Origin of the sequence: Streptomyces spongiae, assembly GCF_009377185.1 — a bacterium.
GTDB classification, from domain to species: Bacteria; Actinomycetota; Actinomycetes; order Streptomycetales; family Streptomycetaceae; genus Streptomyces; species Streptomyces spongiae.
Map to the genome: position 1 here is coordinate 1 of NZ_VJZC01000336.1, position 10,741 is coordinate 10,741.

The following is a 10,741-nucleotide window of genomic DNA, read 5'->3' on the forward strand; positions in this document are numbered from 1 at the left end:
GGCGGACCCGATGGGACGGGTCCGCCCGGCCTTGGGGCCCTGACGTCTCGTGGGCGTCACGGCCCGCCCGGTACGCAGAACTCTTGGCGGGGCGTTACTCGAGGAGCTCCGCGTACGAGCCCATGGCCAGGGCGATGTCCGCCTGGGCCCAGAACCGGTGGTACGTGAAGGAGGGCGCGGCTCCGCCCGCCAGGTACGCCTCGATCTTCGACCAGGCCGGGTCGTCCTCGTAGAACGAGCGGATCGAGTCGAAGGTCGACGACGAGTTGATCGTGTCGCCGTTGGGCATGGTGCCGGTCCAGCCGCTCGGGACGTAGAGGCCGTCGTCGAAGCGGTTGTAGTCGGCGCGGGTCTCCGGGACGGCGATGCCGAGCGCGTCCTGGTGGTTGTCCCACATGCCGTCCAGCAGCGCCTTCGCCACGCGGGCCGCGTCGGCGTCACCGGAACGGTCCGCGTAGTACGTCAGCGTCTTGGCGTACGCCGCCGCCACGCCCACGTCGTCGGTGTAGTCGGCGACGGTGACGTGAAGCCCGCTGTTGGAGCCGGGGTTCGAGGCGTTCCAGGTGTCGGGGGCGCCCGACCACTGGAGCGTCGACGGGATGCGGTACGTGCCGTCCGGGTTGACCGTGGTCTTGGACAGCGCCCAGTCGACCCACTTGTCGAGGACCGTCTTCGCGGCCGCGTTGCCCGTCTGCTGGTAGTACTCGGCGACGCGCTCCATGGACCACGCCTGGAAGCCGAACCACTGGTTGGACGGCGGGTCGTGGTACACGGGCTTCTCGTCGTAGTACATGCCGTAGAAGGTCGGCTTGCCGGTCGGCGGAGTGGCGTACCTCCCGCCCCAGCTGTTGGTCGCACCGCCCGCGATGGCACCCTCGTTCGACTGGAGCCAGCGGTAGAACTCGACCTGCCGCTCCAGGGACTTGGCCCAGTCCGCCTGCCCGGTCGTCGACTTGGGCTTCAGCGGCGCGTAGTTGCTCAGCGCGTACGCGGCGAGCGGGTTCTGGTAGCCGCCGTGCGCGTGGCTGGAGCCGATGCGCCAGGCCCAGCCCGCCGAGGAGTCGGTGGCGCCGCCCCACGCGTAGTACCAGGACAGCAGGTAGTGCGAGGAGTCCTTGCCGGTGCCCGCCGGGCAGGACGAGGCCCCCACACAGTTGCCGATCTTCTTGAAGTACTTGTCGTACATGGCGTAGCGCAGGTAGTCGCCCATCTTCGCGGCCTTGCCGACGACCGCGGAGACGTCACCGCCCTTGCCCTGCTCCTTGGCCCACTTGTCGGCCCAGTAGGCGGCCTGCACGGCCCGAGCGTCGGCGTCGGGGGCGTTGGTGAACTTCCACTGCTTGGCGTACGACGCGTCGCCGGTGAACAGGTCCAGGTACCCGTTCTTGCCGCCGTACTTGAACGCGTCGCAGGTGGGCTGCGGGACGGTCTCCCACACCGACTCCTGCGGGCCGCGCTGGAAGGTGTTGATGTACGACGGGCCGGTGTCGGACGGGCCGGCCTCGCACTTGCCGGGCGAGTTGCCGTAGCCGTAGACGTTGTCGACGTCCTGCAGCCAGTGCATGCCGTACACGTCGTCCGTGCCGTACGCGCTCTTCAGCTCGGCGGCGATCGGGTCCTGACCGACCGAGACGCCGGTGTCGAGCCGCGCCGGGTACTCGTTCGGGGTGTCGTACTCGGGCGCGTAGGTGGCCGGCTTGGACGCGTTGTAGAACGAGTTGGTCGGCTGGTCCGCCTTCGTGGGGATCATGTACTTCTCCATGATCTCCCAGGCGCCGTTGAACTTGGACCAGTCACCCGTCACCTTGCCGTACATGGCCTGCAGCCACAGCAGGTAGCTGTACGCCTCCGACGTGGTCTCGTGGCCGTGGTCCGGCGCCTCGACGATCAGCGTCTCCACCGAGTGGTACGGGATGCCCTCGGGGGAGAAGTAGCCGTTCGCCGGGTTGGTGATCTTGCCGTACATCTCCAGGAAGCGGGCGTCGTACTCCTTCGACGCGGCCAGCTGCGTCACCGTCACCGCGGCCTTGGCGTGCCCGGTGGCGGCGGACTCGAAGGTCGCCGAGCCGGTGCCGGAGGCGGCGGCGGTGATGGTCACCTTCTGCGCGGTGCTCCAGTTCTGCGGGGTGAAGGTGAGGGAGGCGCCACCGGTGACGGACAGGCCCGAGTTGCCGCTCGCCCTCGACGTCGTCACCGTCACGTTCGACGACGGCTGCGTCGAAAGTTTCACCTCGTACGTGCCCGTCTTGCCCTGCTGCACGCCCAGTTGGGGAGGCGAGGCCACCACGGCGGGGCCCGAGGCGACCGTGATGCCGACCGGCGTGGAGTCCGCCGACGCGCCCAGGCTGTCGTACGCCTTCGCCACCAGCGAATGACTGCCCACGGTCAAATTCGAGACGGAGAGCGTGTAGGGGGAGCTCGTGTCCGCGCCCAGCAGCCTGGTGTCGTCGTAGAACTCGACCTTGCTGATGGTCGCGCCGTCGGCCGCCGCGGCGGTGGCGGCGAGCGGCACCGCGTCGCCCTGCGCGTAGACGGCGCCCGCGGCCGGGCTGGTCAGCACGGCGATCGGCGGCTGGTGCGCGCCGGCGCAGGTCGTGCCGTTGATCGCGAAGTTGGTGGGCGCGGCGTTGCTGCCGCTGTAGGTGAACTGGGCGCCCGTGGTGACGGCGGCTCCGACGGCGATCGTCCCGTTCCAGGACGCGTTCTTCGCCGTCACCGTCGTGCCGGACTGCGACCAGGTGCCGCTCCAGCCGTTGCTGAGCTTCTGGTTGCCCGTGTAGTCGTAGGTCAGGGTCCAGCCGGAGATCGCCTCCGTGCCCCGGTTGCTGATCGTGAGCTCGGCCGTGAATCCGGAGCCCCAGTCATTGGTCTTGTAGTCGACGCTGCACTGAACTGCCGCTGCCCGAGCGGGAGTTGAACCCGTGCTCAGCATCGCGAAGGGGAGTGCGAGAGCTGCCACGACGGCTGTCCACAGCCGCCGCGTGCGACGTCTCCGTCTGGGGTGCATGCGCTGGTTCCTCCATGCGGCTCGGAGAAGTGGGGGGAGAGCAACAAGCCTTGAACCAGTGGGAGCGCTCCCATATTGGGGAGGGGGGTGAGAGGGGTCAAGGTGCTCGAAGAGTCGAAAAGATTCGATGAGCGCAAGATGGCGCCACCTCTGGTCTTTACCGTCACTTGGCGCTACCTTCCCCCAACACCAGTGGGAGCGATTCCATCAGTCGACGCGCCGGTCACGGCGCGCCAGAGCTGCAAGGAGTCGCTCATGCGACACCCCCCGCGTTCAGGTCTTTTACTCGTCGCCGCAGCCGTCGCCCTCGTCGGCACCGCGGTGGCGCCGGTGGTCACGGCGTCCGGTGCCGCGCCCGCCTGCACGGTGGAGTACTCCGTCACGAGCCAGTGGGACGCCGGCTTCCAGGGCGCCGTGAAGATAACCAACAACCAGGCGGCGCTGAGCAGTTGGAGTCTGACCTTCGACTTCACCGGAGGTCAGAAGGTCACCCAGGGCTGGAGCGCCAAGTGGTCCCAGTCCGGTACGACGGTCACCGCGGCCAACGAGAGCTGGAACGGTTCGCTGCCCTCGGGCGGGAGCGTCAGCGCCGGATTCATCGCCTCGGGGTCGGGGAGCAACGCCGTGCCCGCGGCGTTCAAGCTCAACGGGACGACGTGCAACGTGGACGCGGGGCCCTCACCGGACCCGACCGACCCGGGGCCCACGGATCCGCCACCCAGTGGTGACGGACCGCCCGCGCTCAAGGTGTCCGGCAACAAGCTCGTCGACGCGAGCGGCGCGACCCGCCGTCTGCTCGGCGTCAACCGCTCCGGCGGCGAGTTCGCGTGCGTCCAGGGCTACGGCATCTGGGACGGCCCGGTCGACAACGCCTCGGTCAAGGCGATCGCCGACTGGAACGCCAACACCGTACGCATCCCGCTCAACGAGGAGTGCTGGCTCGGGCTGTCCAACATCAAGCCCGAGTACGCGGGCGCCAACTACATCAGCGCCGTCAAGGACCTGGTGGCCAAGGTGAAGGCGCACGGCATGACGCCGATGGTCGAACTGCACTGGTCCTGGGGCCAGTACACGGGCAACTCGGCCGGCTGCTCCGATGTGCACGCCAGCTGCCAGAAGCCGATGCCCAGCATGCAGTACACCCCGTCGTTCTGGACCTCGGTCGCGAACACCTTCAAGGACGACCCGACCGTCGTCTTCGACCTGTTCAACGAGCCCTACCCGGACCGCGCCACCTCCACGGCCACCCAGGCGTGGACCTGCTGGCGCGACGGCGGCACCTGCCCCGGCATCACCTACCAGGTCGCCGGAATGCAGGACCTGGTCGACGCCGTCCGGGGCACCGGCGCGAAGAACGTGATACTGGCCGCCGGGCTCGCCTACTCCAACGACCTGAGCCAGTGGCTGACGTACAAGCCCAACGACCCGACGGGCAATCTCGCCGCCGCCTGGCACGTCTACAACTTCAACACCTGCTCGAACGAGAGCTGCTGGGACTCCACGCTCGCCCCAGTCGCGGCCCAGGTCCCGCTGGTCGCCGGGGAGATCGGCGAGAACACCTGCGCGCACTCCTTCATCGACCGTGTCATGGCGTGGTTCGACGCCCGCAAGCTCTCCTATCTGGGCTGGACCTGGAACACCTGGAACTGCGGTTCCGGGCCCGCCCTGATCTCCAACTACGACGGGACTCCCACGTCCTTCGGCATCGGGCTGCGCGACCACCTGCGCTCGCTCAACGGATAGCCCCCACGGATAGCCCCCACGGAGAGGAAACCCGCACTGATGAGTCGTACCCGAACAAGAACGGCACTGCTCGCCGCCCTGGCACTGGTGGGCGGCGCGGCCGGGACCGCCATGGCCGCCGTCCCCGGCGACACCGGCGTCAAGGCGGTCCCCTGCACCGTCGACTACAAGATCCAGAACCAGTGGGACTCCGGCTTCACCGCCTCCGTCACGGTCACCAACAACGGCGCCGCCAAGTCGTCGTGGGCCGTGAAGTGGTCGTACGCCGGGAACCAGAAGATCACCAGCGGCTGGAACGCCAAGCTCAGCCAGAGCGGCACCGCCGTGACCGCCGCCAACGAGACCTACAACGGCCCGCTGTCGACCGGCGGTTCGGTCAGCTTCGGCTTCAACGGCTCCTACAGCGGCACCAACGCGATCCCCGCCACCTTCACGCTCGACGGCGTGACCTGCAACGTGGACGACGGCAGCGGCGGTCCCGGGAACCCGGGCCCCGGTGGCCCGTCCGGGCGGGTCGACAACCCGTACTCCGGCGCCAAGGTGTACGTGAACCCCGAGTGGCGGGCGAAGGCCAACGCCGAGGCGGGCGGCAGCCGCATCTCCAGCCAGCCCACGGGCGTCTGGCTCGACCGGATCGCCGCCATCAACGGCGTGAACGGCGGCATGGGCCTGCGCGCCCACCTCGACGAGGCCCTCCGCCAGAAGGGCTCCGACGAGCTCGTCGTCCAGCTGGTCATCTACAACCTGCCCGGACGTGACTGCGCGGCCCTCGCCTCCAACGGCGAACTCGGCCCGACGGAGATCGACAAGTACAAGACCCAGTACATCGACCCGATCGCGGCCATCCTCGCCGACTCGAAGTACGCCTCGCTGCGGATCGTCACGACCGTCGAGATCGACTCGCTGCCGAACCTCGTCACCAACACCGGCAGCCGCCCGACGGCCACCCCGCAGTGCGACGTGATGAAGGCCAACGGCAACTACGTCAAGGGCGTCGGCTACGCGCTCAACAAGCTCGGTGACGTGGCCAACGTCTACAACTACGTCGACGCCGGCCACCACGGCTGGATCGGCTGGGACGACAACTTCGGTGCCTCCGCGAACACCTTCAAGGAGGCGGCGACCGCCGAGGGCGCCACGGTGAACGACGTCCATGGCTTCATCACGAACACGGCCAACTACAGCGCCCTGAAGGAGAACAACTTCACGATCAACGACAACGTGGCCGGCAAGTCGGTCCGCGAGTCCAAGTGGGTCGACTGGAACCGCTACACCGACGAGCAGTCCTTCGCCCAGGCTTTCCGTAACCAGCTGGTCTCGGTCGGCTTCAACTCCAGTATCGGCATGCTGATCGACACCTCCCGCAACGGCTGGGGCGGCACCGCACGGCCCACCGGACCGGGCGCGACGACCAGCGTCGACACGTACGTCAACGGCGGGCGCTACGACCGTCGCATCCACATCGGCAACTGGTGCAACCAGTCCGGAGCCGGCCTCGGCGAGCGCCCGCAGGCATCCCCGGCGACCGGGATCGACGCGTACGTGTGGATGAAGCCCCCGGGTGAGTCCGACGGCTCCAGCTCGGCCATCCCGAACGACGAGGGCAAGGGCTTCGACCGCATGTGCGACCCGACGTACACGGGCAACCCCCGCAACGGCAACAGCATGTCGGGCGCGCTGCCGAACTCGCCGCTGTCCGGGCACTGGTTCTCGGCCCAGTTCCAGGAGCTCATGAAGAACGCGTACCCGGCGCTGTGAGCCGACACCTGTCCGGGTCCCACGTCCCGGACAGGTGAGCGCCAGGTGCACGACGTCCGCCGGGGGTCATGAATCCTGGGTCGGCCCCCGGCGGACCACCATCCGCGGAAGCGACCTGCGGAAGCGATCCGCGGAAGCGACCCTCTCGCTCGGAATTGCCGATACGGCAACAGGAATTGCCGCGACCCGGTGCGTCGGCGCACGCTGGCGGGCATCCGGACGAGAGGGTCACCACCATGGGACACCATCACGACCACGACCATGATCAGCGCCGCGACCACCGACACGACCACCAACACGACCACCAACACGACCACCATCACGACCACGCCGACCGGGACTGGTCCGACATGGCTCCGATGCTGGAGGCGGAGGCGGAGCTGTTCTCGCCCCTGTACGCGCGGGCCGCGGCCTGGCTGAGCAAGCGGCAGCCCCATCCGGGGCTCGTCGTCGACGTGGGCAGCGGCCCCGGCGTCGTGACCTGCGGGCTGGCCGAGGCGTTCCCGGGCGCCCGAGTGGTCGCCGCGGACGGCTCCGGCCCTCTCCTCGAACGCGCCCGGGCGCGGGCCGAGCGCCTCGGTATCGCCGACCGGTTCAGCACGCTGGAGGGCGACCTCCCGGACGTGCTCGGTGACCTGGACTACCCCGTCGATCTGCTCTGGGCGAGCAGGAGCCTGCACCACCTCCCCGACCAGCGGGCGGCCCTCGCGGCCTTCGCCGAGCGGCTGGCACCCGGCGGCACCGTCGCGCTGCTGGAGGGCGGGCTCCCCGCCCGCTACCTGCCCCGCGACATCGGCATCGGCCGGCCCGGTCTCCAGGCCCGCCTCGGAGCCGTCGAGGCCGAACGGTTCACGACCATGCGGCTCGACATCCCGGGGGCCGTCGAGGAGACCGAGGACTGGGCGGGGCTGCTCACCCGCGTCGGCCTGCGCGGTGCCACCAGCCGCACGTTCCTGCTCGACCTGCCCGCCCCGCTGTCCCACGAGGCCCGCGCGTTCGTCGTCGGCGTGTTCCAGCTCCACCGCGACACGCTCGGCGAACACCTCGACGCGTCCGACCGCGCCACCATCGACCGGCTTCTCGACCCCGACGACAAGGTGAGCCTGTACCACCGGCCGGACGTCTTCGTCCTGGCGGCGCACACGATCCACACTGCGGAGGCGGAACTCGTGAGCTGAGGACGGAGTCTCCCCACGGTCCACCGCTCTTGACTTCGAGAGCGCTCCAAATGATGAACTCCGGTCACCGACAACGCACATGCGGGGGTAATCATCATGAGCGACTCTCCTGTCGCACTCATCACGGGTGGTGGCAGCGGCATCGGTGCCGCGGTCGCACGGCAGTTGCTGGACGCCGGGAACCGGGTGACCGTCACCGGGCGGGGCGAGGAACGGCTGCGGGCCTTCTCCGCCGAACTCGGCGACCCGGAAGGGCTGTTGACGGTCGTCGGGAACGCCGCCGACTACGACGGCGTTCAGGGCGCCGTCGAGACGACCCTGAAGGAGTTCGGGCGGCTCGACACGGTCGTCGCCAACGCCGGGTTCGGCACGCACGACACGGTCTCCGAGGGCGATCCGGCCGGGTGGACCGAGATGGTGCTGACCAATGTGCTCGGTCCCGCCCTCCTCATCAGGGCCTCCATCGACGCCCTGAAGGAGTCCAAGGGGCGGATCGTGCTGGTCGGCAGCGTCGCCGGTTTCGTCAACACGCCGGGCAACATCTACGGGGCGACCAAGTGGGCCGTCACCGGGCTCGCCGAGAACACCCGCCGTCAGGTCACCCAGTGGGGCGTGGGCGTGACCCTCGTCGCGCCCGGCCGGGTCGAGACCCCGTTCTGGGACAACTACGGCAGCCTGCCGCCGGGCCATCTGCTCACCGCCGACCAGCTCGCCGACTCGATCGTCTGGGCGATCCGCCAGCCGGCCGGTGTCGACGTCAACACCATGGTCGTACGGCCGATCGGGCAGCCCAACTGATCCAGCACGCCCATGGCCCGGTACCGCGGCTCCGCGCGGCACCGGGCCCGCTCCCTTCCCGGGTCAGTTGTTCTGGAGGAACTGCTTCGCCAGCCGGTCACCCAGCGAGACCGCCGCGCTGTGGCTCTCGATGGGGGACACCTGCGAGTTCTTGAACAGGATGTACGTCACGCCGGAGTCCGTGCCGCCGTTTTCCGGGTCGGGGTCGATGCCGAGGTCCTTGGCGGTGGCGTACGAGGCCTCGCCGATGATCTTGTTGGGACCGGTGTCGCCGACGACCGCGTACTCGACCTTGTTGTTGTAGATGACCGCGACGACGCCGCCACCCTTGATGCCCGCGCTCGAGTAGTTCCAGATGCTGCTGGAGCTGGGCACGACGACGTACGGCAGCGAGTCGGCGCGCAGCGGCTTTCCGTCGGACTGGTGGAACGCCGTGTCGTCCTGGTACCAGGGGTCGGTGTCCTCGTTGCACTTCGAGGTGCGCTGGCCGTCGCAGTCGATGTCCATGTCGGCCTTCCAGAACACCGCGCCGTTCTTGCCGCACACGGGGACGGTGGCCGACGTCTCCTCGTCGGTGCGGTACTTGCCGTTCGAGATCTGGGAGCAGGACGTCACCTTGGCGAGCAGGTCGGCCGCGCTGACCGTGCCCTCCCGGGGCGATGCCGGGCGTGGGGTGCCGGAGGCGTTCGCGGCGAGGGCCGCGGTGGACAGGAGTGCGGCAGCGGCGGCCGCGGTCAGGGTCAGTGTTCGAGAGCGCACTGTGGGGGACCCTTCTGTTAGGAAAGTTTCCTATCGGGTGCCGTACAAGGTGGGCCCAGTCGCGGGGCCTCGTCAAGCCCTCTCAATGGGCCTGCGGTGCACCGGAGTTGGTCGAGGTGTCACGAAAGCCCAGGTCGCCCACCGGGTCGAGGGGTGAGGGAAAATCGCGGTAAAGGTACGGACCAAGTCGTCGGTCTGTCGGGCCCGGCGGGTGCGCTCAGGGCATACGAAGCGCCCCGGAGTCCGACCGGAAAGGCCGGGCTCCGGGGCGCTTCGCGTGCGGGTCCGTCAGGCCGTGTTGAACGTGGCCGGGTCCGGACCGAGGCGCCGGTCCTCGTTCAGCGCGCTGATCGCGGCGATGTCCTCCGTGTCGAGGGAGAAGCCGAACACCTCGATGTTCTCCTTGATCCGGGACGGGGTCACGGACTTGGGGATCACGACGTTGCCGAGCTGGAGGTGCCAGCGCAGCACGATCTGGGCCGGGGTGCGGCCGTGCTTCTGCGCGATGGCGACGATGGCGGGGACCTCCAGGAGGCCCTTGCCCTGGCCGAGCGGCGACCAGGCCTCGGTGGCGATGCCCTGCTCCGCGTGGTACTCACGGGCCGCGTGCTGCTGGAGGTGCGGGTGCAGCTCGATCTGGTTGACCGCGGGGACCACGGACGTGGCCTCGGCCAGCTGCCCCAGGTGCTCCGGAAGGAAGTTGGAGACACCGATGGCGCGAGCGCGGCCGTCCGCGTACAGCTTCTCGAAGGCCTTGTACGTCTCGGTGGACGTGTTCTTGGCCGGCATCGGCCAGTGGATCAGGTAGAGGTCCACGAACTCCAGGCCGAGCTTCTCCAGCGACGCGTCGAAGGCGCGCAGCGTGGAGTCGTACCCCTGCTCGCTGTTCCAGAGCTTGGTGGTGACGAAGAGGTCCTCGCGGGGGAGACCGGAGGCGGCGATCGCCTTGCCGGTGCCCTCCTCGTTGCCGTAGATCGCGGCTGTGTCGATGCTGCGGTACCCGGCCTCCAGGGCGGTGGTGACCGCCTGCTCCGCCTCGTCGTCCGGCACCTGCCAGACGCCGAAGCCCAGCTGGGGCATCTCGACGCCGTTGTTCAGAGTGATCGGGGGGACCTTGCTGCTCACGAGCTCTCGATCCTTCAGTCGTCGGGTGGTACTCCCATCGTCAACGATCACGGGCTCGTTCGCATTCCTCAGCGGGGGAGGCGTTGTCCGAATCACAGGTTGGCCGGAATTGGACCCGAGGGTTCGGTCAGATCGGTCTGGACCATTGACCCGTCATCGTCGTGCCGACACCCTGTACTCCCGCCGACGGGCGCGTCGGTGAACGTCGGTCATGTACGTGAACTCCCCACTCGCGAAGCACGATGCGCGACTCACGACTCACGACTCACGACGTACGACTCACGACTCACGACGAGGTGAACAGTCATGAGCACCACGAGAAGGAACCTCCTGGGCGCCGCGCTCGGCGGCGCGGCCGCCGCTGCCGTCGGCC

The 10,741-nt window shown here is 68.8% G+C and carries 7 protein-coding genes; 4 read left to right on the top strand and 3 right to left on the bottom strand.

Annotation, left to right across the window (positions count from 1 at the left end):
* Nucleotides 1–94 precede the first annotated feature (94 nt).
* Complete coding sequence (locus FNH08_RS32905; RefSeq protein ID WP_152775182.1) at nt 95–3,007, bottom strand: glycoside hydrolase family 48 protein; 2,913 nt, start codon at nt 3,005–3,007, stop codon at nt 95–97.
* Between the two features lie 255 nt (nt 3,008–3,262).
* On the opposite strand from FNH08_RS32905, the gene FNH08_RS32910 reads away from it, so the two are divergent.
* From FNH08_RS32910 to FNH08_RS32925, 4 genes are all read left to right on the top strand, one after another.
* Nucleotides 3,263–4,750 carry a cellulase family glycosylhydrolase gene (locus FNH08_RS32910; RefSeq protein WP_152775183.1) on the top strand — a complete coding sequence of 496 codons (1,488 nt, stop codon included), beginning with the start codon at nt 3,263–3,265 and terminating at the stop codon, nt 4,748–4,750.
* A gap of 39 nt (nt 4,751–4,789) precedes the next feature.
* Complete coding sequence (locus FNH08_RS32915; protein ID WP_152775184.1) at nt 4,790–6,508, top strand: glycoside hydrolase family 6 protein; 1,719 nt, start codon at nt 4,790–4,792, stop codon at nt 6,506–6,508.
* 236 nt (nt 6,509–6,744) lie between these two features.
* Nucleotides 6,745–7,686, top strand: coding sequence for a class I SAM-dependent methyltransferase (locus FNH08_RS32920; RefSeq protein ID WP_152775185.1), 942 nt, complete (start codon nt 6,745–6,747; stop codon nt 7,684–7,686).
* 96 nt (nt 7,687–7,782) lie between these two features.
* The gene (locus FNH08_RS32925) at nt 7,783–8,484 is read left to right on the top strand and encodes an SDR family oxidoreductase (RefSeq protein ID WP_152775186.1); all 702 of its coding nucleotides are present in this window, start codon (nt 7,783–7,785) and stop codon (nt 8,482–8,484) included.
* Between the two features lie 63 nt (nt 8,485–8,547).
* On the opposite strand, the gene FNH08_RS32930 is transcribed toward FNH08_RS32925, so the two are convergent.
* Entirely contained in the window at nt 8,548–9,243 is a 696-nt protein-coding gene (locus FNH08_RS32930; RefSeq protein WP_322725899.1) for a glycoside hydrolase family 75 protein, read from the bottom strand.
* Between the two features lie 288 nt (nt 9,244–9,531).
* Nucleotides 9,532–10,368 carry an aldo/keto reductase gene (locus tag FNH08_RS32935; protein WP_322725900.1) on the bottom strand — a complete coding sequence of 279 codons (837 nt, stop codon included), beginning with the start codon at nt 10,366–10,368 and terminating at the stop codon, nt 9,532–9,534.
* Nucleotides 10,369–10,741 lie beyond the last annotated feature (373 nt).

Coding starts and splice junctions, on each gene's coding strand:
- FNH08_RS32905 (WP_152775182.1), bottom strand. CDS start 3,007: ATGCACCCCAGACGGAGACGTCGCACGCGGCGGCTGTGGACAGCCGTC.
- FNH08_RS32910 (WP_152775183.1), top strand. CDS start 3,263: ATGCGACACCCCCCGCGTTCAGGTCTTTTACTCGTCGCCGCAGCCGTC.
- FNH08_RS32915 (WP_152775184.1), top strand. CDS start 4,790: ATGAGTCGTACCCGAACAAGAACGGCACTGCTCGCCGCCCTGGCACTG.
- FNH08_RS32920 (WP_152775185.1), top strand. CDS start 6,745: ATGGGACACCATCACGACCACGACCATGATCAGCGCCGCGACCACCGA.
- FNH08_RS32925 (WP_152775186.1), top strand. CDS start 7,783: ATGAGCGACTCTCCTGTCGCACTCATCACGGGTGGTGGCAGCGGCATC.